The sequence below is a fragment of the Neisseria sp. P0007.S010 genome, from assembly GCF_051962875.1.
GTDB classification, from domain to species: Bacteria; Pseudomonadota; Gammaproteobacteria; order Burkholderiales; family Neisseriaceae; genus Neisseria; species Neisseria subflava_A.
The window spans coordinates 73,541-99,103 of record NZ_JBQCUX010000005.1; the positions used below are offsets into that span (position 1 = coordinate 73,541).

Consider the following 25,563-nt stretch of genomic DNA (forward strand, 5'->3'; position numbering starts at 1 on the left):
TTTCAGACGACCTTAAAATCACATTTCCAACATCGGCGCAGGCAAATCAATCGCTCGTGCTCTGTTTGACACATTGCCCGTCGTTGCCGCCATCCACAGCATATGAAGCGCATCGGGGCCGTCGTCGTGGTCGGCTTTCGGGAAGTGACGCAACTGGCTAATCAGCGTCTTTTGGTCGGGGTTGAGCAAAATCAGCCCGTTTGCCATATGTGGCTGTAAGGTCTCAATCCGCAACATCTTGTCCGAAGACGGCTTGATACCGCGCACCGGAATATGCACACCCGACCGCGCCCCGCGCTTAATCAGCTCGTCCTTGAGAAACTCTTGGAATTGCACCGTCTCTACGACCCACAACACCGGCTTGACCCGCGCCTCTTTTTGGATGCGGATCACGTCCTCGATAATCAAATCGGGCAGGCGTTTTTTGACTTGGGCAACGGTTACAAACAGTCGCCCCGTCGATTTTTGATAACCGCCGACCAAAATCGCCGACGGGTCACGCCCTGCGCCCGCTTTGCCCAATGACGGGTCGAGCGCGCCGTAATACACCAAATCGTCCGGCAATTCCGACCAGTATTTGATGTTTTCGGCAAACGGCGCATCTTCGCCACTGACCGGGTCGTTTTGGTACTCGCTGTCAAACGTCGCATGACCGTCGCGGGCGCGGATTTTCATCAGCGCGAGTACGCCGCGAGCCGCCCAGCTTGTTTGCGCGCCGCGTTCCATCTCGTCTTTGTGCGCCTGATAAAACGCTTCGGCTACCGCCGCGCCGTCGTTGCGATAAAGCTCCTCCCATCTGTCCCACAAATCCATGCGGTCAGGCCAGCGTTTCATCGCCTTGAATTTTCGCGTACTCCAAAACGGGTTATTTAACGTGCGGCTCAACACGCTGTCGTAATGCAAAATCGTGCCGATATAAATCACGTCAAACTTGGTACCGACCGCGCCCAACGGTAAGACGGTCTGCTTGAGCCACATTTCCAGCTTGTCGCGCTGGTCGGGGTTGCGCACCATCTCGTCGTTTTCGATATCGTCAAGGATGGCAAGGTCGGGGCGGAATGCACCATGCACCATGCCGCGCATTTTCTTACCCGAGCCGAAGACTTGGATTTTGACGTTGGATGCGGTAACAATCGTCCCCGCCTGCCAAACCCGACCTTGTCCGCACATCTCAGGAAAGTCGGTTTTTAAACGCGGGTTAAATTCAAGTTCCGCCTTGATGGCTTCCAGCATCGGATAGGCTTGGTCGATACTGTCCATCGCGATGACGATAAACTTTTTTGCGCCGGTGATGACCGTCCAAAGCGAGAATAAGCGCGTAACCAGCGTCGATTTTGCTTCGCCGCGCGGCGCAGCGTCCGCTTCGTTGATGCCTTCGGGCTGTTGTAGGATTTCGGGCAGGTGGGAAAACAGAAATTCATGCAGTTCCGACTTTTCAGACGACCTGACGTAATGAGGGAAGTAGGTATTGACGAAATATTCGTAACCATGCACAGGGTCTAATACTTTCGCCCGACGCTCAGCAATGGCTGCCGGTGACGCATCAAAGCCGTCCGCCTCCGCCTCGATGGTTTGGCGGAGTTGGGCGGCGTATTCGGCAAGCGACTTTAAAAACTCTTTGGACTTCATGTTTTATTCGTAATAGTGGACAACCGGCTTTTTCAGCGGCTTTTGATTAACCATGAAACAAAAGGGCAACGGCTCTCCCGTTTTCATTTCATTCATGGACGACATAAAGTAAAAAAACTGGTCGGCCAGCCAAAACAACGGCTCCAGCTTATAGCGTGGTGCGACAACAGGAGTTTCACTTTCCCAATCGGCAATCCAAATCGGGCAAAATAAAAACCAGCCCTTATGCGTGTATTCAACTTTTTGCATATCGCTTACCTGTATTTCTTTTCAATTTCCACGCCCAGCGGCTCGACCAACTCGACATAAGCCTGCAAGTGTTGTGGGTATCGCTCCTTGACCACTTCTCCGAACAATTCCAACACCTCAATCGCCGTCGCCAATTTTGACGTTTCCGGCATCACTTTGGCGTTTGCGGCTACGGTCTTTGTAAACGCATCCGACAGGCTCGCCAACAATTTGGCGCGCTCGGACGGCATCAGCTCCTCGACCGACGTGTCTTGCAACATCGTCATCGTCGATTGGTACTGCACCAAAAACCCCGCCAACAGCGAGCGGCTCAAGTCTTCGATACCTCCGCCCGCCAGCGTGTAGGCGGCGCGTACTTTGTCCCAATCGTCGCCGGTCTCTTTGGCGGCGCGTTTCCAGCTACGGGCGGTCGCAGTCGGGATTTCGCACATCATCGCCGCGATTTCGAGTGTTTGCCCGTCGCTGACGTACAGTCGGCGCAGCTTTTCGCGGGTTTCTTTCGGGTGTGCCATATCAGCCTCCGAACTTGGCTCGCAGCAGTTCCCAACCCGTCGTTACAATCACGCCGCCAAGACCACCATAAACCGCAGCAGATTTCTTGCAGTCTTTCTTAATTTGCTGCAATTCCTCGTCCATGCGCGCCTGATTGGCAAGCAGGTCATCCTGCTTGGCTTCGATACGCGCCAAGGCTTCTAAAATCGGGTCGCTCATGATTTGTCCGCTTTCCTGTCCAGTTTTTCGTTTACTTTTTCCAACTTGTTTTCAATTCGTTCCAAGGCCGCCGCAATATTAGTGCTGTCTGCCTTGGCATCCTGCTTGGTGTGATAAGAGAGCTTGACCGCGTGCAACTCCTCTTTAAGATCGTCGATACGCTTGTCCGCCTCTTTCAGACGGCTTGAAATGCCGTTGACCCAAAACCAAAACGCCGCTGTCGCAATCGGCCACAGGGTCCTAAATCCAAATTCAAAATCCATTTAAAACCCCTTTAAACAGGCACATCGCCAAATACGATACGCACCGCATAGCCTTCGGGATTTCGGCTCGCCGCCTCGACCTTTTGGCCGTCAAAAAAGACTGAATAATACTTTCGCAAAATACCAATCACATCAGCAGGGGCGATCGCGGAAAACTCCACACAAAAGGTCGTCTGAAAATCCTTATCCATGCGTACCGCGTACTCAATGCCTGCCTTATCCAACAGGTCGGAAACATGGATGACAAACGGCTCTTGTTCGCGTGCGCGGCTTAAGCCCAATTCCAAGTCCGCATGACGGCAGGCGACCGTGCGTTGCACCAAATCACGATAAGTCGTCATCGCGCACCCTCCGAACCGTCAACTTCCGCTTGACTGTTGACCCAATCGCGCCAAGCCTGATTTTGGTTTTCAAGTTCGGCAACATAGCCGCCAAACTCGGCGGCGTGTTCCAACAGCATGGCCGTCTTGCCGTCTTTCGGCGCATTCGGGCGCACCGGTGCGACCATCAATGCGGCAGGCGGTGTCGGCATGACCGCCTTTTCGACAACTTTAATTTCCGTAGCCGAGGGCGCGGTTGTAGAGCTGCAGGCCATGAGAGCCAAAGCCGTCAATACAACTGCCGCCTGCTTTTTGGCTGTCTTGAGTAAGCGCATTTTCGATTTCCTTTTTGTTTTCCGTTTTCAGGCGGCTTACTTCCGCCTGCTTTCGTGCCAAAGCCACACCGACGGCGTGCGCCTTGGCTTCAGATTTTTTTGCTTCTTCACGAGCTTGCTCCAGCTCGCGGGCGTAGTTTTGAGCCGACAACAGCAGGGCTTGCGCCTGATCGTGCTCCATCTTGTCGATGACCGCCTGCTGTTTGGAAAAGGCCGACTTATATCCTTGATGGTGTGACACCGCCAAACCCGTGCCGATAAGTGCAATGATGGCAATCGGTTGCCAGTTATTCGCCAGCAGTTTCACGAGATTCATTCTCAACCTCCTGACGTTTCACGCTGACAAACGAGCGTGCCACCGCATAGCCACCGACAATACCCAAATACACCGCCCAAATTTCCGCCGATGGATCGGGCAACATCACAAACTTAAACGTCCCAGCCGCGCAGGCAACATTTGCCCACAGTTTCGAGTGAGACACATTGCCTGTCGCCGGGTTTTTAAAAATATCCAAAATACGCATTGCTATTCCACACTTTTGGTTTGCAGGTGCCGTTTCAGCATTTCCCGATAATTGGCCAGTTCGCCCTCCGCAAATTCAAACGCCGCCAAATCAGCCCGTTCGCTTGCCTCATGGCTTTTGCTCGACCACAGCTCAATCATCTTTTCGTAAAACTCAACCTGTCCCATGATTAACGACGATTCTTGCGTTTACGCGCCGCGCGTTTGGCTGCCGCCACGCCTGATTTACCCAAGCGCAGGCTCGGATGTTGTTTCAAAGAGCCTACCCGAACAGGGCTTGGCGTGATTTTGATTTCAGGTAACGGCGGTACGCCAAAACCGTTTTTTAACTTTGCACAATAGGCAATAGATAAAGCAATCAAAGACTTTTTCATACCTTCGCCGCTCCCAATTCCATCGCAATCGCGTCCGCAATCGCGCGGCAGATGCCCCATTTAGTAGTCTTAAACAAGGCCAAATCAGTGTCGTTACTGATAAAAAACGGCTCAAACACAATGCCGCCGGCTTGTGCATAAGCCAGGCGCGAATGCTGGCCCGCATTGTCGGGTTTAAAGCCGTCTTCGCCGCGCAGTTTCCAGCCGGTAGCCTTCGCAACAGCCTTGCTCAGCACCTGACACCAGCGTTTGTTTTTGACGGTACTCAAAGCCTCAATGCCAGTGGCCGTTTTCGCGGCCGCAGCATTGGTGTGGAACTCAATCGCCACATCTGAGCCGCGAATCAGCTTGACCGCATCGCGCAGCGGCATATTGCCTTTGCCCGTGCCGTCGGTTTTAACGGTCAAGCCGTAGTCATCGCGCAAGATAGATGCCACGATGTTGCGCATATCCTGCGCCAAGTCCGCCTCACGGTCGCTTCCGTTGACCGCGCCCGGGTCGGTGTTGCTGTGTCCGGCGGTTAAAGTTACAGTTTTGCCCATAAACATCTCCGAAAATCAAATCACAATTTATTTTCAAAACCTTATTTAACCTTTTCAGACGGCATAAGACGGTCGGCACAAATGCACTTACTGTTCCGCAGACAAAAAAAAGCCCTGCAAAAAGCAGGGCAAAGGTCCACTCACAAGAAACACACAACACAATCAAGCTGCAAATAAATCCGTCTGCGCTCTTGCCGCCGCCTCGCGGTCGGCCTCTTTCAAAATGTATCGGATATTGCGCGTAGACAGGCGATGAGCCAATACCAGCTCGCGCACAATAATCAAATCGCTCAAACCCTCCGCGCTCATCGCATCATACTGCCGGCGTATAAATCGGTTGCGCAGCTCGCGCATCGCGTCCCAGCAGCGAGGAATGGCCAAGAAAGGTTGACCGGCATAAGCTCGCTCCAATCGTCCCGCAGCCTCCTCACCAATGTCCTCGACCAGTTGTGCGTGTAAGATTCGGCTCTGGCGCGTATTGCGCCGGCGATTGGAGATCGGGTAATTCGTCCCGCCCCAAACCTTGACCATGTGAAACGCCGCTTCAAGCCCGATGACCGTAATCATCGCCACCACGCTCTGCGGCAGAAGATGTTTCACATCCTCAAAGTCCTGCTCTGTCATTTCCCAACTTACACTCATTCCTATTCCTCCTTCTTCTTTCGGTTCGCCGCAATCTGCAACGCCGCCACCAGCTTGTGCATATTGCCGTCAGACAACCATTCCACACGGTCAACCTTAAACATCTTTTTCGCCGTACCGTGCGCATAATTCCAAGTCCAGCCGTTATCCAACAGCAAAGCCTCGATTTTGCGCATCATCGGATCGGCAGAGCTTCGGCGGTTCGGACGACGGCCTGCCGTTTTCTTCGGCGTAAAACCATGTTGGCGCAAATCCTCGACCACGCGCTCCAGCTCAGGGATACTGCACTCCGTACACGACCGCTTGCCCGTCACGCGCTCCAATACCGCGCGATAGGTACCGTCATCCAAGCCCAGCTCCTTTTGAGCAATTTTAATTTTCGCAATCAACGCCCGGCGCATTATTCCTCCAATACAACATATAGTATAAATTAGCGCATATTATACTAATAAAATACAATATATAGTATTAAGTCGATGTTTTTTTGCGAAACTGACAGACATAAAAAAGGCCGTCTGAAACAGGTTTTAAACCCCATTTCAGACGGCCTTTAATCAAGCTTTAAAAATCCCAGCCTTCAGAATCCAAACCCTCCATCATTCCTGCCAACCTCCCAGTAAATCCACCAACTCACCAAGAATCACACTCAGTGCAGCCGCCATCAGTAGCTGTGTGGCATAAGCCATACTTTCCGCATCATCGCAGCTGCCTTCAGCTTCTTCCTGCACAACGTCCAGCCATTGGATACGTTTCAGTGTTAAATCCTGTGTCAGAATAAATGCTACGCGGTCATTCCATACCAAGCCAAGTTCGGTTACTTTCATGCCGTTTTTGGCGTGTTGTACCACATCTTCGGCGGTAAGGTCTTTGCGGCTGATTTTAACTTTGGGAGCAACATCGCCCACACCGACCAGGGTAACATCACTATCCAACACAAACCGCCCCTGAGCTTCGCCCTGCAACAGCCAATTGGTCATCAATGATGCCGGAGATTGACGGGGAACTGGTTGTTGAGCCGGCAGGCCGCCAAGGGCTTCGCGCAACTTGGTCAACAGGTTTTCGGCCTTGCGGCGATTTGCCGTATCAACGAATAACCACTCGCCAGCAAATAAACCATAAGTGCGGCTGCTTTTAATCAACGCTTTAGGCAGCAGGTCGTCGATAATTGCTTCGCGTAATTCATGCTTTTCTCTGCGGCCGACATTACGGCCTTCGGCAGTTTGGATCTTAACAACCTGTTCGTCCAATTTATGCTTGATGGCCGCACTGGGTAATACTTTTTCTTCTCGCTTCAGGGCGATAAGCATAGTCTTTTCTGCTTCAAATACCGCTCTGTCAGAAAATGCGGTCGGGTGGGTAAAGCCCTCGGTAAACCAGTCCAAGCCCTGTAGTTCGGTAAACCAACTATTTCCAAGAGATTCATCTAAATAGCGTTTTTCGGGCAATTCAAAAACACGAAATGGAGTAACTTGTTTAAACCACATATTTAATCCTTTTTCAAAAATGGCGGGTTGTTTCCCGCCGTGGGTCAATTTGCTTTACTCAGCCTTTTTGCGGTCTCAAACTCAACCGCATCCATCAATTTCTTGATGTTATAAGCCGTCATCTGCGCCATCGTCAGTTCGCCTTGCGGCTCCAAATCGCCGTCATAACTGATGGTCACGCCATTCAAGCCGTTTACTGGCATCTCGTCTTTTATCGTAATAACAATTTTCGCCATCACGACATCTCCCGCTTTGACATACCTTGTATAGCCCCAATCTTTCCAAGCATATCAATAACATCTTGCACAGCAATCCAAGTTAATTGAGCAGGAGTGCCGCCATCTCGGATAAGGAGATCTCCATGAGGTACATAGCTAACTTTACCATTAGGCAAATCTTCAATTTCAATCACAATTTTCGCCATCACGCCAACTCCTGCTCAGTAGGCTCAATCACAAAATCCTCAAGCCCCGACACAATCTTAATTCCCGGCACTTGGCCGTCTGAAAAACGCTCTTTTTGATTCAGGATGGCGTCTTTGTCGATTTCCTTTTTAGTGCGGACAAACTCAGCAAAGGCGGATTTCTCGGAGAGCCACGCCAAGACGGCGGCCACGCCCGTTACCTTGACGGATGGCGGACGGATACGCCATTTAATCAGGCCGGTAGTAAAGTCCACGGTTTTGGTTTTACCGTTTTCCGTCAGCTCGTCCTTATGTGCCTCGCAGTATGCGGCCACACGTTCGGTCAGGCTCATGATTTCGGCACACATCGGCGCGGCTTTGGCGGCATATTCTTCTTCGATGACCGCTTTTTTGTCTCCGGCTTCGGTTTCCAGGCGTTTGACTTCGCGCTGCAAGTCGCCGATTTGGCGGATAAATGCGGTAACTTCCGCTTTGTCTTGTGCCGCTTCGATAGCGGGTTGTTTGATTCGGGTTTTAGCCATTTGCTTTTTCCTCCAGTTTGTTGAGTAGTTGATATACTTCGCTTGCTTCAAATCCTTTAGTTTCAGCAAAACTGATAAAGGCATCCCAGTCTTGCTCTAAATATTCGTCCAATAGACGGTACTCGTGCGGTTCAATCATGATGTTTTCCTTTTAAACTATAAAATTCTTAAAACTTTTAAATCACCGACTTGGTGTATTCCAATACGATAAGCCAGTATTTTTTCGCGTTTTTCCTTCGGTCTGATATAGGCAACCTTAACCTCTGTTAAATCAATATCTCTAACTCCTCCTCGTAAATAATTGTGGGTTATTACCAAATCGCCGTGCTCTGCCTTCAACTTTTCTAATTGACTGATTAAGTCCGATATTCGGTTATTACTTGTAAAATATTCATTTTCCATTTCAATGACCTTTCTTGTTTAAAACATCTTTCACTTCCGCCATTTTCTGACGGCCTTTTTCTTTATCCGGCGCGGGTTTCGCCAGCATCGCCCTTGGTATCAACCGTGGCGGCAGGTTGCGGAGCAGTTCGGCGGGGTGCGGCCATGTTTCCGCCGCTTGCAATACCTTAAACCCCGTCTGAATCCGTATTGGGTCATACTCCGGCGAGACGATTTCTTTTTTCTCCATCAGTTTCCGATACCAAATTTCCGCAACTACCGGCATATCCTGCGCTGCCGGTCGGTTGGGTAGATTGAGCGCGGCAAGCAATGCAAAACCTGAAGCGATTTCTCGTTTCGCCCAATCTTCTCCTGCCCATTCGCCCAAGGCTGCCACCCCCTGCCGCAGTTTTGACGGTGCGCCGCCTTCGCCCCCTCTCCCCGTGGGAGAGGGTTGGGGAGAGGGCAACCCTGAACCCTGCCACTGGCTGACAATCTCCAGCAAATAACCATGCGACTTTAAGGGCAGTTTCAGACGGCCTTGGTCGCGTGCATTGACCGTCTCGTTTAAACCATGAATCCAAGCCTCGGTAGGGGCAGGAAAACAAACCCCGTCACGCGCCGCCTCCTGCGCCTTAATCATCGGCAGCAACTCATTCAGCAGTTTCGCGGTACGCGCCCAAGAGAGCTGGGATTTCGCAGGACGGAACAAACCGATATACCGTATCGCCGCCTTGCCCAATTCAGCATCCATCTCCAACACAGCCTTTAATACCGCCGAAGCCTCCGCATCATTGATTAAGGTGTCCAGGCTATGCACCGCACCGCAGTTCGGGCATTTGATGTTCATGACTCGCTCTCCCATAATGTTCGACGTTCAACCGTCTTAACGGTCTTGACGACTTTCCGTTCCCATCTTCCGCAGTGTCGGCATTTGCGTGTTTGTTTATTGGCATAGACCCATTTGTGATGCCATTCAGTTAATGCACACCCTCCGATACGTTCGTATTCGTCCCATTTGACTTCGGCAACCACCCCTGTTTCAGGGGTTTTAATAAAACAAAATGTCTCATCCATTAGTTCTGAGTCGTAACAAATCCTGCTGCCAATAAAGTCCCCAAGACCGTTTTCAATAAACCAGCCGATACACCAGCCGAATCCATCTTTAAACTTAACAATTCGCGGATAAGCTCCTAAAGCTTCACGCAACTTGGATTTTTTCTTCAAAAATCGGAAAATATAGCCAATGTATTTAGGGTCTTTTTTCGGGTTGAATTTTTCGATGTTCATTGTTTATCCTTCCAAACATCACCACCAGCCTGTATATTTCCATTGCCTTTTACGATCTGGACATTGCCTGCCAAGTGATTTTCAAGTTCGGCTTGCTTATCGATCCATGCTTTAAAATCTGACCAAGTTTCAAACTTAGTTTGCTTGTCACGCATCAACCTGCCCAACTTAATGCCCAGATAAGACAAAAACATCAAACCGCTGATAAATGTCCAAAACACTGAGGCTGACCAGTGGCTGATATACACACAAAACCCTAACATCGCCCCAGAGAAAACATCCTTAATGATGCTTTCCAAAACACTTTCACTCGCGTTGTACGCAACAAAGTTTTTACCTCTGATTTCAATCATTTAATCACCCCAAGAATCGCCAAAAACGCCACAAGGACAACAACCAACCCAAAAAACATACCGCAGGCATCCAAAACAACAGCTTTAGTCCGTTGTTTAAACCAGTTTTCAATCAGGCTCATCAGTGCCAAAACCACCAGTGCCAAACCAATCAGCCCGCAGACCAATAGATAAATCATCATTCCGGTAGTCATCACGCTTCCTCCCATAAAGTTATCGCTTGAGCCAAAGTTTCCGCTTCCGCCGTTTTCCACATCCCATCCGGCGACCGCGCAGCAATCACAAATCCCTCGCCGTCCTTCTTCATGATCATCAGCTCGCCACGGTCTTCGATCCATTCGGTAATTTCTTTTTGATTCATTTCTGCTCTCCAATTTGTTTTACGCCGTCTGTACCATTCATGGCATGATGTAACTGCACTTTCTTGCCCGATTCCATTCCTTGAGCTAATGCCTCATATTCCATTGTTGACCCTTGCAGAATTGATGATTTCGCATCTCTTGTTTTCGCTTCGACCATGTCCGAATGTTCTTTTTTTGCGTATCTGTCCATAACGGCTTTTTCTTCATCAGACATCTCAAATTTTTTGACTATCTCCCAAGCACTCATAATCCAACCATTGCAAAATTGGTCGGCAAGATAAGTTCTATACGCTTGCTTTCTTGCTCGGCAGGTTTTCAAAAATTTGCGGCGTTCGGCGGAAATCTGCCGATAAACTACATCAAAGGCATAGGCTGAGATTTCTGCTCGATTTCCAATGCCGTAAAACATCATCGTCTTCCCGCGTTTGTAAGATTGGCATCCGAATACATCGGAAATCATAGTTGCAACACTCCATTGCCAATTTGCCAATTTAAAAGCCATTTTTCGATCGGCTTTCTGTTCAGAGACTTCTGATAAGGCAATATCTACAGCATTGACTTCATACTTCCCCATTAAAGCCTGCGCTTGCTTTAACGCCTGTGCGGCTTCGTGTTCATTTGCCGACTTACTCAAAGCCAAGCATTTCTTGATTTTGTCTAAGATTTTCTCTTTGTCCATCTTAAATTCCTTTTAAATCAATACCTTATATTTTCAATAAGGCAAAAAAATATAGAGCAGCATCAACGGCTTGCCGTTTTAATTGTCGTCATACCCGTCATGGCATTTGCCTATCATGTGCAACACGACGATTCGGGCCAGCATCTCAAGCCAAATCCCCAGCAGCACCAACACCGCCAATCCGACAACAAACCAAATCATTTTTTCTCCTCCTTCTTCTCGCCAGTCCGTTTAAAACGCGCCTGATATTCCTCGATTTCACGCTCCCGGCTTTTTTGCGCCATTCGCGCCGTCGCACGCCTGCGGTGTTGTCCCCAAGCCTGCCAATCCGTATTACGTCGTCCGAAACTCATTTCACACATCCTTTCACAATCGCCTTATCGCCATATTTCGCGCGGATTTCCTTGACCGCCCGATCCAAAGCCTCTTGTTTCGCCGTAGGGCTCAATGGCTTATCGCTCATAAACAATCCCTTTCATTTTTTCCTCCGTACTCATCGACTCGTATTGCTCGCCCAAGGCTTGAGCCTCCAAGTCCGCCAGACGCTCGCGGCGCGACATTTCCAACTTCGCCACCGACACCACCGGCTTAGAGCAGTTGTGCAGCATCGTGCCCACCAAAACCGCCCAAAACAACAACCAAAAAGCCAAACCGAGACACTTGGTTTTTCGTTCATAAAACAAATTAGACATTTTCCTATTTCCTTATAAATTAATTACTTAATATTTTCTCAAGGCAAAAAAATTATTGCGTACCCAAGCCGCCTTAACCTGCGCCGCCCATTCCTTGGCTTCCTCTTTGCTCTCGAAGCGTTTCCGCAGTCGGCGGATTTGCAGCCATGCGAAGCCTTCTTTGCGCTTGCCGCGTACATCCGCCCGCCAAATCTTCCGCCGTTTATGGGTTTCATAATCGTGCCAAGTGTCCTCATAGACTCCGGCGTGTACCGCATATTCGTGTCTCATTTCAGACGGCCTTTCTTATCGGATAATCAGGGAGCTGTATTTCTTAACGATACCGGCCTGCATCTTGATACCGTTCTTGTTCGCCGTGCGTACCGCGCCGCGCATCAATTTGCTCATCCGGCGTGTATTGCCGTTACTATGCTTAACCAGTTCCAAGAGCGTCTCCTCGTCCGCATCAGGCAAAGCCGCTTTCGCAATCTCAAAGAGTTCGTCATCCGGCAAAGATTCGCCCAAATTCAACGCGACAGACACTCGGCTATAAAGTTGCACCAGCTCGCCATGCTTACCGCGCAGGTTGGCCACCAGTCGGGGCATACCGCTCAACACCAAACCGCAGCCCGTCTCATCGTGCAGACGGCGTACAATTTCAAGGGCGCGTAACGGCAGGTTTTCCGCTTCATCGACCACAATCAGACGGCCCGAATCGCGCAGGCGGTCAGATACAGACTCAAACAAATCATTCAAACTGCCCATCGCCGATACCTTCGCCGCCGTCGCCAACTTGCGCATCAGGACAAGTGCCGTGAAGCTCGGATTAGCCTCAATCAAGATGGCCGCAGGGTTTTTCTCGCAGTAGTTTTTGACCGCCTGCGTCTTGCCCAAACCCGCCTGACCGTAGATCACCACTGTTTCGCCGCCTTCGTGCGCATCGCGCATCACTTCCGCGATTCGGCGGGTCGTCTTAGTCGATACAAACCCCAACACCAGCTCTTCGCGTCGCGCTTTGCTGTCCTGCATCTCCAAAAACGCCTCGATTTTCGGCTCGATGGTTTCATAATTGCCGCCTTTTTCCGCATAAGTGCCATTCAGATACATACTGATGGATGCCGGCGAAGTACCGATACCGCGTGCCAGTTGGGTTTGGTTCATCCCTGATTTGGCTTTAAATTCAGCCAGTTTTTGTTGCAATGCTTGATTAATTTGTTTCATTTTTAATATCCTTGAGTTTTAAACAACCTTTAAAGGCCGTCTGAAATGAAAGAGTTTCCCGATTTAGAAAAACGCCTGATCATGCTGGAAGTCGCCGTTCAAGACTTGGAAGACAGGTCGCTTGCCGATTCCCTCGTACTTGCCTGGCTGCTCCAGCGGATTACCCGTCAAGAGCCGACTTCGATTGAGCAGGTTCGCCGCTTCCTTCAAGCGCAGGCAAAAACGTTTGAGTCTGATTCCGTTCAGCGGGAACACCTTGAATCTTTGCTTGAAGTCGTTGAATCCGCCCAAGAGCTCGCTTGAGTTTCAATTTTTCAACAAGCTCGGCCGAAAACGCCGCATTTTGCTGTTTGTCCATTATGTTTTCCTTTACATATCCGCCTCAAACAACACAAAATCGTCTGTGCCCGTTTTCGGCAATACCGCATACTCCGCCTCGATGACGTTTCCGCCCAAATGTCCCAGCTCGTCCCAAGCTGCCGCCTGTTCCAGAGCCGGATTGACTTCCGCATTTGCGAGCTTGATTGCATTTTCCGCCCGCTTGATTTTGCCTTTTCGGCGTTTTTCCGCCAGTTGGTCGATACGCGCCGTCGGGAAAGCCTCGCGGCTATTGCCATTGACTTGTGCCTTCGTGATGAACTTGCCGTCCATATCAAACACATTGACCACCGACGCATCGTCCAAATCGTAGCTGACCCGTACCTCGTCTTTGTGATACTCCGCCAGCTCGACTGAAAAATAAGAGTTGTTGAACAAATCCAGCCAACCGCGCTGTACCTTTCGTACCTCTTGCGGCATAAACATCGTCGCCAGCTCTTCCGCCGACAACATATCCGGCGCGATACCGTCCTGTTCCAGCCTCATTTCTCGATAAGCCTTCGGCGTATAATGCCCGCCGTCAGGATGTCGGGGCAGCTCGCCGTGCGGGCGGTTGTTGTATTCGTCGATACACTTGACCACATCCGCGATAAATTGCGACCAGCTCGGCAGTTTTTTCAAATATTTTTGCTGCTCCTGCGTCGGCACCTTGCCTTTTTCCAAAGCGTTAAACGCACTTTCCATCTTGCGGTACATCAGGTTCTTCGTGCTGCTGTCCATCCCCGTGCCCGCAAACGTCTCATACTGGCGCGCCATCTCAATCAGATTGTCTTTCCACCATCGCTCGATGATGCCTCGACCTTGCGGGTTGCCCGCGATACCCGTTTCATGGCGGATACCCAATCGGGACGTAATACCCGTGATTTCATGGTCTATCGTCTTGCCTGTCTGACCGCCGCCGTTATCCGAGTAGTAGATAATCGGCAAACCAAAGTGCTTGACCCCGATACGCAGAGCGTCCGATACCGCCACACAACTTTCCGCGAGAGAGACCGAAAATCCGACCACAAACCGCGTACATCCGTCGATAATCACCGTCACTTCAGGCTTAAACGGTCTGCCGTGTACAGGGTGCGCCACCTTCGCCTTAAAGCTGTGTCCGTCGCCGATCCAAACATCGTTCGGCTTTAAAGCCCCCCAATCACGTTTCACATAAGGCAGCAGCGATTTATAAGCCGCCCCCGTTTTCCTGCCGCGCTCCTGCATAATCAACGGGAGCTTGTCCCAAACGCGCCGCACCATACTCAAGTTAGGCACATCGTTAACCGGCATATTTTCCGCTTCCGCCCACTGCACAAACCGGCGGTAGCTGTGTGCCAGTTTCGGCGCTGAAGGGATGTTGTGAAACTGCATAAATATCGGCAACCAACCGTAGCTCTCAATCGGCTTAACCGCCTTCGTCGTCTTCGGAGCCAAAGCAACCAACCGCTCCGTCGCGTTTTCCGCCTTAAGGTAGGCAGATATCCAGCCGTCTAAAGTACGTTCGCCAACCTTTGCCGACCGGCTGCGGTCATTGGCCTTTTCCAAATTCCCTAGCGTGACCACGTCCAATTTACCTTCTGCCAGCAAGCCCAAAAACTGAGCCACCGCAGCCTTCGCAGAGCAACCGTATTGGTATTTAATCCCCAACACTGCCGCCACCACCGCACATCGCGCATCCGCCACCGACCGTTGTTTCTCGTTCAACAGCTTGGCCGCTTCAGCCAGTGCCTGAGCCGACATCGCCGTCCCCGGTCTGACTTGGGGCAGGGTTTTCGGCATACTCTCCGCCAGCTCGTCCGACTGCCGTTTCATGATGGCTGCTCGGATTTCGGCAGGGAGGGAAGCGATTAAGTATTTTTTCAGACGGCCTCCACGCGCTTTGCCAACTTCTTCGATGTACGGCCAGCCTTGTGTCTTGGCTCGCTTCTCAATCGCCTGTCTTGATACTTGTAGATTTGGCAACCGTAAATTTGCGAGTTCTGATGATGAAAGACTATCTGTTTGCATATAAAACTCCACTTATCCCGCTTTTAGTTCATTTGTAATCATTTGCATGATTTCTTTTAAACATCTGCGTATAATTAGTGCGAAGCACTTAATACTGGCTTGAAATTACGTTCTTCATAGCGTGTCGGCCAAATTACTTCAGGTGGGACGCCTATTGCATCTGCAATGATTTTTTCTCCTTTCAAATAAGGGAATTGCAATGCGCCTTTCAATGTATTTGGTGACAAGCCGGATGCAACACTAAGAGCTCTTACTGACCAACCACGTTTTTTGAGTGCTGCAACAATATCTGCGCGGTGCCAATCTGCGTTTTTTTGTACCATTTCACTTACTCCATACGTTAAACCGTTTTTCTAACCGTTTGTTCTTGGTTGATTGAATAATATATGCAACCAGATAATATGTAAAGCGGTTGCATAGAGAAAAATATAAGCTTTCGCTTAGATTTTCTGTATGTTTTTGTTTATTAAACGAATTAATTTTATGCAGATAAATACATTTAGTTGCATAGAAAGTTGCATAGATATTTTTATGTATGCAACCACATATAGAGATAACTTATGAATACTTTTAAAGAAAGATTGACCTACTTATGGCGCGATAACCCAAAGCCTGCGGTTATTGCAAGAGATATTGGAATGAGCCCGCCCGGATTTAACCGGATTTGGTATAACGACGGCCTTCCAAACACTGAAACCCTTATAAAGATTCAAGAATCTACCGGGTGTGATTTGAACTGGCTGCTGACCGGCAAAGGCTTACCGTATCTTGATAAAGCCAGACCAGAAAACGCCGGAGCATTCTCTGTAAGCAGAAATTCTGATGGAATTACCGACACTATGGGCAACCCTGTCGACTTGTCAGAGTTTGTATTCGTGCCGCGCTACAACGTAGCCGCAGCAGCAGGGTATGGCGCACCGGTCTTCGGTGAAGAACCTTTGTTCTGCTTGGCTTTCCGGAAATATTGGATTGACAACTATGTGACCAAACAGCCGGAAAAGCTGTCTGTAATTACCGTTAAAGGCGATTCAATGGAGGGCGTGCTCAATCATGGGGATTCCATTCTCATCAATCACGCCGAAACCGACCCGCGTGACGGCCTATATGTCTTGCGTATAGGCAATGACCTCTTTGTCAAACGTGTGCAACGCATACCGGGCAAACTGCTTGTAACGTCCGAAAATCCACGTTACGCACCGTTTGAAATAGATTTGAGCAATGCCCAAGACGACATCGCCATCATAGGCCGTGTTGAGTGGTATGGCCGGAGTATTGATTAAATCCATTTTAAAAACCTCTTAAAACAGTTTTAAAAATTCCCTAATCTCGTCAGCTTTAAACAGAAAACCGCGCATTCCGGCGCGGTTTTGTGAAAAAGCTGGCGTAATTTTTCCGGATACAAAAAAACGCTGAAATCCACGTCTTTCCGAGATTTCAGCGTTTTTTTACTCTATTTGTTCCTTGTGCAAAAACTAACAGTCCCCCACAGAACTTTGATGTTCAGACGGCCTTTTCATCTTTTCAATATAACAAAATCGTCTTTATACCTAACAAAGCATTCTTTCCAGTTTTCAGACGGCCTTGTTAAAGTAAGCGTGTATTAAATTCTGACGGTTGCCATTATGTTGTTACTCAAAACGCCCTCTGTATTGCCGGGTTTCAAGCTCAGCCTGGGTTTGACGGTTTTGTGCCTGTCGCTTTTGGTGGTTTTGCCGTTTGCGATGATGGCGGCCAAAGCGGCGGAAATCGGCTGGAGCGGATTTTGGAACACGATTACCGAACCCAATGTCTTGGCGGCCGTCTGGCTGAGTTTGCGGATGTCGTTTTATGCGATGTTGACCAATATCGTGTTCGGCACGTTGGTCGCCTGGGTATTGGTGCGCTATGAATTTCCGGGCAAAGGATTGGTAAACGCTTTGGTCGATTTGCCGTTTGCGCTGCCGACGGCGGTAACAGGCATTGCGTTGGCAACCCTGTATGCACCCAATGGCTGGATAGGCCGTTTTTTCGAGCCTTTGGGCATCAAAATCGCCTTTACGCCCATCGGCATCTGGATTGCGCTGATTGTCGTCAGCCTGCCCTTTATCGTCCGCGCCGTGCAGCCGGTATTGGAAGAATTGTCGGGCGAGTATGAAGAAGCGGCGGCAACTTTGGGCGCAAGCCGTTGGACTACGTTCCGCCACGTCCTCTTGCCAGAAATCACACCAGCCCTGTTGACTGGTGCAGGCATGATGTTTGCCCGCTCTACCGGCGAATACGGCTCAGTTATTTTTATCGCAGGCAATATTCCGATGGTGTCTGAAATCCTGCCCTTGATTATTACCGGAAAACTGGAGCAATACGATGCTCAGGGTGCGTCAGCCGTTGCTCTGTTTATGCTGATGATTTCGTTTGTCATCCTGCTGATTTTAAACATCATGCAATGGACTTTAAGCCGCCGTGCCGGAGCGAGGGTTTAACAAACAACAGGCCGTCTGAAACATCAAGCAAAAATTTTTCAGACGGCCTAAACGGATACAAGAATAAATAGAGACTTCACTAACATGAAAACCCATTCCACCAATCCAAACCTGAGCGAACCGCGCTGGCTGCGCGTATTGCTGACTGCTACCGCCTTGGGCTTTCTGCTGCTGATGCTGGTCGTGCCTTTGGTTGCCGTATTCTATGAAGCCTTAAAAGGCGGTTGGGATTTGTACCTGCAATCTCTGACCGATCCAGAGGCATGGTCTGCCATCAAATTGACGCTGATTACTGCGCTGATTGTCGTTCCCGTCAATGCCGTATTGGGCGTAGCGATGGCGTGGCTGCTGACCCGTTTCGACTTCCGCGGCAAGCAGTTGCTGACCACCCTGCTCGATTTGCCGTTTTCCGTATCACCCGTGGTGGCCGGTTTGATGTTCGTCTTATTGTTCGGCGCGCACACGGCATTGGGCGGCTGGCTCGAAGCGCAAGGCATACAGATTATCTTCGCCATCCCCGGCATTATTTTGGCGACCCTGTTCGTTACCTTCCCCTTTGTCGCACGCGAAATCATTCCTTTAATGCAGGCGCAGGGCGACAGCGAAGAACAAGCCGCACTGATACTCGGCGCAAGCGGCTGGCAGATGTTTTGGTGCGTTACCCTACCCAACATCAAATGGGCGCTGCTCTACGGCATCATCCTCACCAACGCCCGCGCGATGGGCGAGTTCGGCGCGGTCAGCGTAGTATCGGGACACATACGCGGAGAAACCAACACCATCCCGCTTTTGGTCGAAATCTTCTACAACGAATACAACTTCACCGGCGCATTCGCCCTCTCCGGCGTATTGGCACTTTTAGCCTTGGCCACCTTGCTGGTGCAAAATATCATCACAAAATTACAAGACAAAAAACTCGCCGCCGCCGAAAGGAACGTAGCATGAGCATTACTATTCAAAACCTAAACAAACACTTCGGAGCGTTCCACGCGCTGAAAAACATCAACCTCAACGTCCCCACCGGCAAACTCGTTTCCCTGCTCGGCCCTTCCGGCTGCGGCAAAACCACGCTCCTGCGCATCATCGCCGGACTGGAAAACGCCGATGGCGGCCAAATTCTCTTTGACGGCCAAGACGTAACCGCCAAGCATGTGCGCGAGCGCAAAGTCGGCTTCGTATTCCAACACTACGCCCTCTTCCGCCACATGAACGTGTTTGACAACGTTGCTTTCGGTTTGACCGTATTGCCCAAGTCTGAACGCCCGTCCAAAGAACAAATCCAAGCCAAAGTCGAAGAATTGCTCAAACTCGTGCAGCTCTCCCACCTCGCCAAATCCTATCCGCACCAGCTGTCCGGCGGCCAACGCCAACGCATCGCCCTCGCCCGCGCCCTCGCCGTCGAACCGAAACTCCTGCTCCTGGACGAACCCTTCGGCGCGCTGGATGCCAAAGTACGCAAAGAATTGCGTACCTGGCTGCGCGACATTCATCACAACCTAGGCGTAACCAGCATTCTGGTGACGCACGACCAAGAAGAAGCCCTCGAAGTTTCCGACGAAATCGTCGTCATGAACCACGGCAAAATCGAACAAACCGGCAGCGCTGAAACCATTTACCGCAAACCCGAAAACGCCTTCGTTACCGAATTTCTCGGCGAAACCGACGCATTTGAAGGCAGAATCGAAAAAGGCATTTGGCATTACAACGGCTTTGCGTGGAAATTGGACGCGCAATACAAATGGCAGGAGCAAACTGCCATCGGCTACATTCGTCCGCACGAATGGCAGCTGGCCGCCGAAAACGAAACACCGATGATCCGCGCCGAAATCGAAAAAATCCACGCCGTCGGCGCACTGACGCATATTTTGGTGAAACACGACAAACAAGACGTGCATATCACGCTGGCAGGCAGCGATGCCGCGCGTTACCAAATCGCCGAAGGCAAAGAATTGAGGCTGATTCCGAAACAGGTTTATGTCTTCTCTCAAAACGAGCTGATTGAATATTCGATTTGAGACTAAAGCATAAGGCCGTCTGAAAATCTGCTTTCAGACGGCCTTTTATCTTATTAAAGCTGCCAATCAATCGGCTCTAAACCATGCGCCTGCAAATAAGCGTTTGCCTGCGAAAAATGTTTGCAGCCGAAAAAGCCGCGATACGCCGACAAGGGCGAAGGATGCGGCGCGGTCAGCACCAAATGACGGTTGCGGTCGATAAACGCGCCTTTCTTCTGCGCATGGCTGCCCCACAGCATAAAGACCAAACGCTCGCGTTCCTTATCCAATTGTCGGATGACTTCATCGGTAAACGCCTCCCAGCCAAAAGTCGCATGAGAATGCGCCGCACCGGCACGGACAGTCAACACCGTGTTCAACAGCAACACGCCCTGTTCCGCCCAATGCTGCAAATAGCCGTGTTGCGGAATCTGAAAACCCTCAATATCCGTCGCCAACTCTTTATAAATATTGACCAGTGACGGCGGCACCGCAATTTCAGGTTGCACGGAAAACGCCAAACCATGCGCCTGACCTGCGCCGTGATACGGGTCTTGCCCCAAAATCACTACCTTTACTTGTCCGAATTCAGTCGTCCGAAAGGCATTGAATACGTCGCGTTCAGGCGGATAAACGGTTATCCCCGCCTGCCTTTCATGGCGTACCTTCTCCAAAATCGTTTGAAAATACACCTTTTCTTTTTCCGCACCAATTGCCTCGTGCCAAGTCTGCATTATTTGCCGCTCCGTATTTGAATAGACTTAATTATAACTGAAATAATTTTCAGCCTTAGCCTTTTCATTTTAAGCCCTTGCCATTATGATAAGGATTATCAAAAGACTATTAAAAGGATATGCCGCATGACGATATGGTTTGTTGCCGCCGCCGTTGTTCTGATTGTCGAATTGTTTATCGGAACGGTTTATCTTTTGGTGGTCAGCGTAGCGCTGGCCACCGCCGGAATCATATACGGATTAAGCGGACACTTTTCTGCCGCCGTTTTGACTGCCGCCATCATCAGCGCACTCGGTATCTGGCTGGTACACGGCCGTCTGAAAAACCGCTTGGCTCCCCAAGCGCTCAACGATGATTTGGATATTGGGCAAAACGTCCGTATCCTACGCCACCTGCATGATAATATTTACGAAGTCGCCTACCGCGGTACATACTGGCAGGCGCAAGCCGAACGGCCTCAAGATACTTTTCAGACGGCCTCAAGCGCAGTCATTACTGCCAGAAACGGTAATCTACTGATTATCCGCACACTCTCCCAACCATCATCATAAGGAAACATTATGGAATTTCTGCTCAGCCTCCCCGTCCTCATCCTCATCGTCGTTGTTGTTTTTGGTTTCAAATCCTTTATCGTTGTACCGCAACAGGAAGTTTATGTAGTCGAACGATTAGGCCGTTTTCACAAAGCGCTGACTGCAGGCCTGAACATCCTTATCCCATTTATCGACCGTGTCGCCTATCGTCACTCGCTGAAAGAAGTTCCTTTGGATGTTCCCAGCCAAGTCTGTATTACCCGCGACAACACTCAGCTGACTGTGGACGGCATCATCTACTTCCAAGTTACCGATCCTAAACTCGCTTCATATGGTTCCAGCAACTACATCATGGCGATTACCCAGCTTGCGCAAACAACTTTGCGCTCTGTCATCGGCCGCATGGAATTGGATAAAACCTTTGAAGAACGAGACGAAATCAACAGCATTGTTGTTGCTGCTTTGGACGAAGCGGCAGGCGCATGGGGCGTGAAAGTCTTACGTTACGAAATCAAAGACTTGGTTCCGCCGCAAGAAATTCTGCGCTCCATGCAGGCACAAATTACCGCCGAACGTGAAAAACGCGCACGCATTGCCGAATCCGAAGGCCGTAAAATCGAGCAGATCAACCTTGCCAGCGGTCAGCGCGAAGCAGAAATCCAACAATCCGAAGGTGAAGCGCAAGCCGCCATCAACGCATCAAACGGTGAAAAAATCGCCCGCATCAACCGCGCACAAGGTGAAGCCGAAGCCCTGCGCCTGGTGGCCGAAGCCAACGCCGACGCCATCCGCAAAATCGCCGAGGCTGTCCGCTCCGAGGGCGGTGCTGAAGCCGTTAACCTGAAAGTTGCCGAGCAATACGTTGCCGCCTTCAGCAATTTGGCTAAAGAAAGCAACACGCTGATTATGCCTGCCAACGTTGCCGACATCGGCAGCTTGGTCTCCGCCGGTTTGAAAATCATCGACGGCAACAAGCCTAAAGCGTCATAATAGCGTTCTGACTCAGGCCGTCTGAAAACCCAATACGGCTTTTCAGACGGCCTTTTTATATCGTTCGATTTTTATATGAATACACAAACCATCAAAACCTATCTTGTCGGCGGCGCAGTCCGCGACCATCTGTTAGGCCTGCCCGTCAAAGACCGCGATTGGGTAGTCGTCGGTGCAGATGCGCAAGCCATGTTGGCTCAAGGCTATCAACCTGTGGGCAAGGATTTTCCCGTCTTTCTCCATCCTGAGAGCCACGAAGAATACGCCCTCGCCCGTACCGAACGCAAAACCGCCAAAGGCTATGCCGGATTCAGCTTTCATGCCGATAAAGACGTTACGCTGGAACAAGACCTGATGCGCCGCGACCTGACCATCAATGCCATGGCTCAGGATTCAGACGGCACAATCATCGATCCTTTTGGCGGACAACAAGATTTGGCGGCCGGCATCCTGCGCCACGTTTCGCCTGCCTTTGCCGAAGACCCCGTGCGGATTTTGCGTATCGCCCGTTTTGCCGCGCGTTATGGTTTTCAAATTGCCGCTGAAACCCTGTCGCTGATGCGGCAAATGGTAGAAAACGGCGAAGCGGATGCCTTGGTTGCCGAACGCGTCTGGCAAGAATTGGCCAAAGGCTTGATGGAAAAAAATCCGCGCCGAATGATTGAAGTTTTGCGCGAATGCGGCGCACTCAAAGTCTTACTGCCCGAGCTTGATGCCCTGTTCGGCGTACCGCAACGCGCCGACTATCATCCCGAAATCGACAGCGGTATTCATACGCTGATGGTTGTACAACGAGCCGCCGAGATGAACCTATCCCTCGCCGAACGTTATGCCGCCTTATTGCACGACTTGGGCAAGGCAAAAACACCGGCCGATATACTGCCAAAACACTACGGACACGACCTTAACGGCGTCGAACCCGTCCGCGAAGTCAATCAACGCCTGCGCGCATCCAAACACTGCGCCGAACTTGCCGAACTCGTCTGCCGTTGGCACATCATGCTCCATCAAGTCGGGCAGTTTAAAAGCAAAACCATTTTGAATGTTTTGAAAAAAACCGATGCATTCCGCCGCCCCGAACGTTTTCAGACGGCCTTAAACGTCTGCGTGGCCGACAAACAAGGCCGTCTGAATCTTGAAGATACCCCCTATCCGCAACGCGAACACTGGCTGGCCTTACTTGAGGCCGCCAACCAAGTAGATGCAGGCAAAATTGCCGCCGAGTGCCGCGCACAAGGAAAAGCCCATTTAATTGCCGAACAAATTGATCATGCCCGCTTGGCGCAAATTACACCGCTGCAAAGAGCGTATCAGGCTGAAAAAATAGGAGGCTATTGATGGTATAGACAAGCTTTGAAACAGCCGACACAATATCCGCTATAATCCGCACCTTGACCATCTTATTTCAACAATAAAAATCATGACTATCCAGACCGATTTACTTCACGAAAAAATCAGCAATGAAGATTATCAACGCCTCATTGTCAAACACAGCGAATCTTTCAGCGACGGCGAAATCCGCCTATTGAATGAGATTTTGGAAAAATTTGAATTTGATGTCGTACAGGAACAAGCATTGGCGCAAGCTGTGATGCAGCAGGTGCGCTTCGATCCAAACGACTACCATATCGACAGCGACGATGAAGACACAACCGGTATCTGTCCGCACTGCATCAATCCGCCCATGCCACCCCTGCGCGATTATTTGGTTTGGCGCGAAACACGCGGCTGAAAATTTTCCTAATCGATTTTGATAAGTTATTAACCATTCGTTATCGAACAAGGCCGTCTGAACAGGTGTCATCGTTACATTTGTTCAGACGGCCTTTTGTAAATAAATGTTCATGACTAGGATAAATCAGTATAATCTGCGCCGTTTGAATTTTATTCGGAGCTTTTATGAACCAGCTTAAAACGGCGGTAGCCGGTGCGCAGATTTTGTTTGTCGCATTCGGTGCCATGGTGCTTGTGCCGCTTCTGACGGGACTGAACCCGGCTTTGGCATTATTGGGCGCAGGCTTGGGCACTTTGTTGTTCCAATTGGTTACCAAACGTAAAGTGCCGATTTTCCTCGGCTCTTCTTTTGCCTTTATTGCACCGATTATCTACTCCATCGGCGAATGGGGCCTGCCTTCTACCATGTTCGGCCTGTTTGCGGCAGGTTTCATGTACTTTGTCTTTGCCGCGCTGATTAGATGGCGCGGTCTGGATGCGGTACACAAGCTGTTGCCGCCCGTGGTTATCGGCCCGGTGATTATGGTAATCGGTTTATCCGTGGCCGCTGCAGCCAGCAGCATGGCTATGGGTCAGGCAGATGGAAAACAGGTCATCGACTATATCGACTCGCTGATTCTCTCCGGCTTTACCTTTGCGGTAACCGTCATTGTTTCTGTCTTCGGCAGCAAAATGATGAAGCTGATTCCGATTCTGATCGGGGTGGCTTCCGGCTATGTGTTGGCTTTGATCATGGGCTTGGTCGATACCAGCGCCATCATCAACGCTCCTTGGTTTGCCGTCCCTCATTTTGAAACGCCTCAAGTCAACTGGCAGGCTGCCTTGTTTATGTTGCCCGTTGCCATCGCCCCGGCCATCGAACACATCGGCGGCATTATGGCCATCGGTAATGTAACCGGAAAAAACTACACCAAAGACCCTGGCTTGGACAAAACCCTCGCCGGCGACGGCTTGGGCGTGTGCGTGGCCGGTTTGATTGGCGGCCCTCCTGTGACCACTTACGGCGAGGTAACCGGCGCGGTGATGATTACCAAAAACAGCAACCCCGTCATCATGACTTGGGCGGCAATTTTTGCGATTTTCATGGCGTTTTTCGGTAAGTTCAACGCGTTTTTGGCTTCGATTCCCATGCCGGTTATGGGCGGCATTATGTTGCTGCTGTTCGGTACAATCGCCTCTTTGGGCATCAAAACATTGATTGATTCGAAAGTCGATTTGATGCAGCCGAAAAATCTGGTTATCGTCAGCTCCGTATTGACAACCGGTATCGGCGGCATGATTATCAAAGTAGGTACTTTGAGCTTCGCCGGTGTAGGTTTGTGCGCCGTATTGGCGATTATTCTGAACTGCGTTTTGCCCAATACAAAATCAGAAGAAGCATAAATAGCTGGTTCATAAACTCAAAGGCCGTCTGAAATTTCATTTTCAGACGGTCTTTTTATTACGCTTTATACAATGAAAAATGCCGGAGACTTAACCATCTCCGGCATTTTTGAATAAGGTGGCGAGCCGACCCCCCGGCACTGGCTCATCAGAGTGGGCTGCTGGCTTCCGCCCCTGACCCGGTGTTCCGAATTACCATGCGGGGAGACCCGCCATAGAAGAAAGGCATTATAGCGGTTTTACAGAAAAACTCAAGCGATAAAATCTGTCAGGCCGTCTGAAAACCATTTGCACGACAAGATTGTAAACAATATTACCTAGTTGCAAATCATTCCCATTGAAATGTTTATTGTCTTTTCCGTTGAAAAATATCGGAAATTACACTACATTAACA

The 25,563-nt window shown here is 50.2% G+C and carries 44 protein-coding genes and 1 other RNA gene; 10 read left to right on the forward strand and 35 right to left on the reverse strand.

The genetic code is table 11. The features are described from left to right. Window positions 1–18: 18 nt before the first annotated feature. The 31 genes from terL to ACTHR7_RS05165 all read right to left on the reverse strand — a co-directional run bounded on the left by terL (window position 19) and on the right by ACTHR7_RS05165 (window position 12,974). Window positions 19–1,629, reverse strand: a complete 1,611-nt coding sequence (gene terL / locus ACTHR7_RS05015; RefSeq protein ID WP_440370437.1) for a phage terminase large subunit — start codon at window positions 1,627–1,629, stop codon at window positions 19–21. A 3-nt stretch (window positions 1,630–1,632) separates the two neighbouring features. Then, on the reverse strand, window positions 1,633–1,878 hold the full coding sequence (locus tag ACTHR7_RS05020) for a hypothetical protein (protein ID WP_063076054.1): 246 nt from the start codon (window positions 1,876–1,878) through the stop codon (window positions 1,633–1,635). Between the two features lie 5 nt (window positions 1,879–1,883). Continuing rightward, complete coding sequence (locus tag ACTHR7_RS05025; RefSeq protein ID WP_049226999.1) at window positions 1,884–2,390, reverse strand: DUF1804 family protein; 507 nt, start codon at window positions 2,388–2,390, stop codon at window positions 1,884–1,886. A 1-nt stretch (window position 2,391) separates the two neighbouring features. After that, entirely contained in the window at window positions 2,392–2,589 is a 198-nt protein-coding gene (locus ACTHR7_RS05030; RefSeq protein ID WP_049227001.1) for a hypothetical protein, read from the reverse strand. Beyond that, window positions 2,586–2,852, reverse strand: coding sequence for a hypothetical protein (locus ACTHR7_RS05035; RefSeq protein ID WP_070646088.1), 267 nt, complete (start codon window positions 2,850–2,852; stop codon window positions 2,586–2,588). The genes ACTHR7_RS05030 and ACTHR7_RS05035 overlap by 4 nt, the downstream gene beginning before the upstream one ends. A gap of 11 nt (window positions 2,853–2,863) precedes the next feature. Then, window positions 2,864–3,193 (reverse strand): hypothetical protein, encoded by a 330-nt coding sequence (locus ACTHR7_RS05040; RefSeq protein WP_070646086.1) that lies wholly within the window; start codon window positions 3,191–3,193, stop codon window positions 2,864–2,866. Further along, window positions 3,190–3,507 carry a hypothetical protein gene (locus tag ACTHR7_RS05045; protein ID WP_440370438.1) on the reverse strand — a complete coding sequence of 106 codons (318 nt, stop codon included), beginning with the start codon at window positions 3,505–3,507 and terminating at the stop codon, window positions 3,190–3,192. The genes ACTHR7_RS05040 and ACTHR7_RS05045 overlap by 4 nt, the downstream gene beginning before the upstream one ends. Continuing rightward, the gene (locus tag ACTHR7_RS05050; RefSeq protein WP_440370439.1) at window positions 3,404–3,823 is read right to left on the reverse strand and encodes a hypothetical protein; all 420 of its coding nucleotides are present in this window, start codon (window positions 3,821–3,823) and stop codon (window positions 3,404–3,406) included. The genes ACTHR7_RS05045 and ACTHR7_RS05050 overlap by 104 nt, the downstream gene beginning before the upstream one ends. After that, on the reverse strand, window positions 3,795–4,031 hold the full coding sequence (locus ACTHR7_RS05055) for a hypothetical protein (RefSeq protein ID WP_002219316.1): 237 nt from the start codon (window positions 4,029–4,031) through the stop codon (window positions 3,795–3,797). The genes ACTHR7_RS05050 and ACTHR7_RS05055 overlap by 29 nt, the downstream gene beginning before the upstream one ends. Window positions 4,032–4,033: 2 nt before the next feature. Then, window positions 4,034–4,198 carry a hypothetical protein gene (locus tag ACTHR7_RS05060; protein ID WP_440370440.1) on the reverse strand — a complete coding sequence of 55 codons (165 nt, stop codon included), beginning with the start codon at window positions 4,196–4,198 and terminating at the stop codon, window positions 4,034–4,036. 2 nt (window positions 4,199–4,200) lie between these two features. After that, a complete protein-coding gene (locus ACTHR7_RS05065; RefSeq protein WP_440370441.1) occupies window positions 4,201–4,404 on the reverse strand; it encodes a hypothetical protein in 204 nt (67 codons plus the stop codon). Then, the gene (locus ACTHR7_RS05070) at window positions 4,401–4,946 is read right to left on the reverse strand and encodes an N-acetylmuramoyl-L-alanine amidase (RefSeq protein WP_440370442.1); all 546 of its coding nucleotides are present in this window, start codon (window positions 4,944–4,946) and stop codon (window positions 4,401–4,403) included. The genes ACTHR7_RS05065 and ACTHR7_RS05070 overlap by 4 nt, the downstream gene beginning before the upstream one ends. Window positions 4,947–5,108: 162 nt before the next feature. Next, complete coding sequence (locus ACTHR7_RS05075; RefSeq protein ID WP_070646075.1) at window positions 5,109–5,588, reverse strand: Mor transcription activator family protein; 480 nt, start codon at window positions 5,586–5,588, stop codon at window positions 5,109–5,111. A 2-nt stretch (window positions 5,589–5,590) separates the two neighbouring features. Further along, window positions 5,591–5,989: a gp16 family protein gene (locus ACTHR7_RS05080; RefSeq protein ID WP_049343838.1), complete on the reverse strand. Its 399-nt coding sequence runs from the start codon at window positions 5,987–5,989 to the stop codon at window positions 5,591–5,593. A gap of 195 nt (window positions 5,990–6,184) precedes the next feature. Beyond that, complete coding sequence (locus tag ACTHR7_RS05085) at window positions 6,185–7,072, reverse strand: recombination-associated protein RdgC (RefSeq protein WP_440370443.1); 888 nt, start codon at window positions 7,070–7,072, stop codon at window positions 6,185–6,187. 44 nt (window positions 7,073–7,116) lie between these two features. Beyond that, the gene (locus ACTHR7_RS05090; RefSeq protein WP_002232400.1) at window positions 7,117–7,308 is read right to left on the reverse strand and encodes a hypothetical protein; all 192 of its coding nucleotides are present in this window, start codon (window positions 7,306–7,308) and stop codon (window positions 7,117–7,119) included. Then, window positions 7,308–7,496, reverse strand: a complete 189-nt coding sequence (locus ACTHR7_RS05095; RefSeq protein ID WP_049343834.1) for a hypothetical protein — start codon at window positions 7,494–7,496, stop codon at window positions 7,308–7,310. Before ACTHR7_RS05095 ends, ACTHR7_RS05090 begins: the two co-directional genes overlap by 1 nt. Next, window positions 7,496–8,017 (reverse strand): host-nuclease inhibitor Gam family protein, encoded by a 522-nt coding sequence (locus ACTHR7_RS05100; RefSeq protein WP_070630701.1) that lies wholly within the window; start codon window positions 8,015–8,017, stop codon window positions 7,496–7,498. Before ACTHR7_RS05100 ends, ACTHR7_RS05095 begins: the two co-directional genes overlap by 1 nt. Beyond that, entirely contained in the window at window positions 8,010–8,156 is a 147-nt protein-coding gene (locus ACTHR7_RS05105) for a hypothetical protein (protein ID WP_168162674.1), read from the reverse strand. The genes ACTHR7_RS05100 and ACTHR7_RS05105 overlap by 8 nt, the downstream gene beginning before the upstream one ends. 17 nt (window positions 8,157–8,173) lie before the next feature. Then, window positions 8,174–8,419 (reverse strand): head morphogeneis protein, encoded by a 246-nt coding sequence (locus tag ACTHR7_RS05110; RefSeq protein WP_311457663.1) that lies wholly within the window; start codon window positions 8,417–8,419, stop codon window positions 8,174–8,176. A gap of 1 nt (window position 8,420) precedes the next feature. Then, the gene (locus ACTHR7_RS05115) at window positions 8,421–9,248 is read right to left on the reverse strand and encodes a hypothetical protein (RefSeq protein ID WP_440370444.1); all 828 of its coding nucleotides are present in this window, start codon (window positions 9,246–9,248) and stop codon (window positions 8,421–8,423) included. Further along, complete coding sequence (locus ACTHR7_RS05120; protein ID WP_440370445.1) at window positions 9,245–9,688, reverse strand: hypothetical protein; 444 nt, start codon at window positions 9,686–9,688, stop codon at window positions 9,245–9,247. The genes ACTHR7_RS05115 and ACTHR7_RS05120 overlap by 4 nt, the downstream gene beginning before the upstream one ends. Continuing rightward, entirely contained in the window at window positions 9,685–10,041 is a 357-nt protein-coding gene (locus ACTHR7_RS05125; protein ID WP_440370446.1) for a hypothetical protein, read from the reverse strand. Before ACTHR7_RS05125 ends, ACTHR7_RS05120 begins: the two co-directional genes overlap by 4 nt. After that, window positions 10,038–10,235: a hypothetical protein gene (locus ACTHR7_RS05130; RefSeq protein WP_016687334.1), complete on the reverse strand. Its 198-nt coding sequence runs from the start codon at window positions 10,233–10,235 to the stop codon at window positions 10,038–10,040. The genes ACTHR7_RS05125 and ACTHR7_RS05130 overlap by 4 nt, the downstream gene beginning before the upstream one ends. After that, window positions 10,235–10,402 (reverse strand): hypothetical protein, encoded by a 168-nt coding sequence (locus tag ACTHR7_RS05135; RefSeq protein ID WP_440370447.1) that lies wholly within the window; start codon window positions 10,400–10,402, stop codon window positions 10,235–10,237. The genes ACTHR7_RS05130 and ACTHR7_RS05135 overlap by 1 nt, the downstream gene beginning before the upstream one ends. Beyond that, complete coding sequence (locus tag ACTHR7_RS05140; protein ID WP_440370448.1) at window positions 10,399–11,082, reverse strand: DUF7168 domain-containing protein; 684 nt, start codon at window positions 11,080–11,082, stop codon at window positions 10,399–10,401. The genes ACTHR7_RS05135 and ACTHR7_RS05140 overlap by 4 nt, the downstream gene beginning before the upstream one ends. Window positions 11,083–11,160: 78 nt before the next feature. Beyond that, window positions 11,161–11,283 carry a hypothetical protein gene (locus ACTHR7_RS05145; RefSeq protein ID WP_256388732.1) on the reverse strand — a complete coding sequence of 41 codons (123 nt, stop codon included), beginning with the start codon at window positions 11,281–11,283 and terminating at the stop codon, window positions 11,161–11,163. Beyond that, the gene (locus ACTHR7_RS05150) at window positions 11,280–11,435 is read right to left on the reverse strand and encodes a hypothetical protein (RefSeq protein ID WP_440370449.1); all 156 of its coding nucleotides are present in this window, start codon (window positions 11,433–11,435) and stop codon (window positions 11,280–11,282) included. Before ACTHR7_RS05150 ends, ACTHR7_RS05145 begins: the two co-directional genes overlap by 4 nt. A gap of 99 nt (window positions 11,436–11,534) precedes the next feature. Then, the gene (locus ACTHR7_RS05155) at window positions 11,535–11,774 is read right to left on the reverse strand and encodes a hypothetical protein (RefSeq protein WP_440370450.1); all 240 of its coding nucleotides are present in this window, start codon (window positions 11,772–11,774) and stop codon (window positions 11,535–11,537) included. Window positions 11,775–11,801: 27 nt separating this feature from the next. After that, on the reverse strand, window positions 11,802–12,044 hold the full coding sequence (locus ACTHR7_RS05160; RefSeq protein WP_440370451.1) for a toxin PIN: 243 nt from the start codon (window positions 12,042–12,044) through the stop codon (window positions 11,802–11,804). A 15-nt stretch (window positions 12,045–12,059) separates the two neighbouring features. Continuing rightward, window positions 12,060–12,974, reverse strand: a complete 915-nt coding sequence (locus ACTHR7_RS05165) for an AAA family ATPase (protein WP_128581853.1) — start codon at window positions 12,972–12,974, stop codon at window positions 12,060–12,062. 45 nt (window positions 12,975–13,019) lie between these two features. Between ACTHR7_RS05165 and ACTHR7_RS05170 the strand changes: the two genes are divergently transcribed. Continuing rightward, entirely contained in the window at window positions 13,020–13,277 is a 258-nt protein-coding gene (locus ACTHR7_RS05170) for a GntR family transcriptional regulator (RefSeq protein ID WP_440370452.1), read from the forward strand. Window positions 13,278–13,343: 66 nt separating this feature from the next. On the opposite strand, the gene ACTHR7_RS05175 is transcribed toward ACTHR7_RS05170, so the two are convergent. Together ACTHR7_RS05175 and ACTHR7_RS05180 are read right to left on the reverse strand one after the other, a co-directional pair. Beyond that, on the reverse strand, window positions 13,344–15,341 hold the full coding sequence (locus ACTHR7_RS05175; protein ID WP_440370453.1) for a Mu transposase C-terminal domain-containing protein: 1,998 nt from the start codon (window positions 15,339–15,341) through the stop codon (window positions 13,344–13,346). Window positions 15,342–15,415: 74 nt separating this feature from the next. Beyond that, window positions 15,416–15,664 (reverse strand): helix-turn-helix domain-containing protein, encoded by a 249-nt coding sequence (locus ACTHR7_RS05180; RefSeq protein WP_039862369.1) that lies wholly within the window; start codon window positions 15,662–15,664, stop codon window positions 15,416–15,418. A 237-nt stretch (window positions 15,665–15,901) separates the two neighbouring features. Here ACTHR7_RS05180 and ACTHR7_RS05185 point away from each other — a divergent pair, with 237 nt between their 5' ends. The 4 genes from ACTHR7_RS05185 (at window position 15,902) to ACTHR7_RS05200 (ending at window position 19,815) form a co-directional block, all read left to right on the forward strand. After that, window positions 15,902–16,621 (forward strand): S24 family peptidase, encoded by a 720-nt coding sequence (locus ACTHR7_RS05185; RefSeq protein WP_004520485.1) that lies wholly within the window; start codon window positions 15,902–15,904, stop codon window positions 16,619–16,621. A gap of 342 nt (window positions 16,622–16,963) precedes the next feature. Further along, entirely contained in the window at window positions 16,964–17,800 is an 837-nt protein-coding gene (gene cysT, locus ACTHR7_RS05190) for a sulfate ABC transporter permease subunit CysT (RefSeq protein WP_440370454.1), read from the forward strand. A gap of 84 nt (window positions 17,801–17,884) precedes the next feature. Next, a complete protein-coding gene (gene cysW, locus ACTHR7_RS05195; RefSeq protein WP_440370455.1) occupies window positions 17,885–18,745 on the forward strand; it encodes a sulfate ABC transporter permease subunit CysW in 861 nt (286 codons plus the stop codon). Continuing rightward, window positions 18,742–19,815, forward strand: a complete 1,074-nt coding sequence (locus tag ACTHR7_RS05200) for a sulfate/molybdate ABC transporter ATP-binding protein (RefSeq protein WP_440370456.1) — start codon at window positions 18,742–18,744, stop codon at window positions 19,813–19,815. Before cysW ends, ACTHR7_RS05200 begins: the two co-directional genes overlap by 4 nt. 53 nt (window positions 19,816–19,868) lie before the next feature. Here the strand turns inward: ACTHR7_RS05200 and ung are convergent, their stop codons facing one another. Next, window positions 19,869–20,528, reverse strand: coding sequence for a uracil-DNA glycosylase (ung, locus tag ACTHR7_RS05205; protein ID WP_440370457.1), 660 nt, complete (start codon window positions 20,526–20,528; stop codon window positions 19,869–19,871). Window positions 20,529–20,654: 126 nt separating this feature from the next. Between ung and ACTHR7_RS05210 the strand changes: the two genes are divergently transcribed. The 5 genes from ACTHR7_RS05210 to ACTHR7_RS05230 all read left to right on the forward strand — a co-directional run bounded on the left by ACTHR7_RS05210 (window position 20,655) and on the right by ACTHR7_RS05230 (window position 25,169). Beyond that, on the forward strand, window positions 20,655–21,080 hold the full coding sequence (locus ACTHR7_RS05210) for an NfeD family protein (RefSeq protein WP_440370458.1): 426 nt from the start codon (window positions 20,655–20,657) through the stop codon (window positions 21,078–21,080). A 9-nt stretch (window positions 21,081–21,089) separates the two neighbouring features. Further along, window positions 21,090–22,052, forward strand: coding sequence for an SPFH domain-containing protein (locus ACTHR7_RS05215; protein ID WP_039863787.1), 963 nt, complete (start codon window positions 21,090–21,092; stop codon window positions 22,050–22,052). A 90-nt stretch (window positions 22,053–22,142) separates the two neighbouring features. Then, on the forward strand, window positions 22,143–23,390 hold the full coding sequence (locus ACTHR7_RS05220; protein ID WP_440370486.1) for a multifunctional CCA addition/repair protein: 1,248 nt from the start codon (window positions 22,143–22,145) through the stop codon (window positions 23,388–23,390). Window positions 23,391–23,472: 82 nt separating this feature from the next. Then, the gene (locus ACTHR7_RS05225) at window positions 23,473–23,784 is read left to right on the forward strand and encodes a hypothetical protein (RefSeq protein ID WP_107792023.1); all 312 of its coding nucleotides are present in this window, start codon (window positions 23,473–23,475) and stop codon (window positions 23,782–23,784) included. Between the two features lie 167 nt (window positions 23,785–23,951). Next, a complete protein-coding gene (locus ACTHR7_RS05230) occupies window positions 23,952–25,169 on the forward strand; it encodes a uracil-xanthine permease family protein (protein ID WP_440370459.1) in 1,218 nt (405 codons plus the stop codon). 117 nt (window positions 25,170–25,286) lie between these two features. Here ACTHR7_RS05230 and ffs read toward each other — a convergent pair. Beyond that, window positions 25,287–25,383, reverse strand: an RNA gene (gene ffs, locus ACTHR7_RS05235) — signal recognition particle sRNA small type. Window positions 25,384–25,563: the final 180 nt, after the last annotated feature.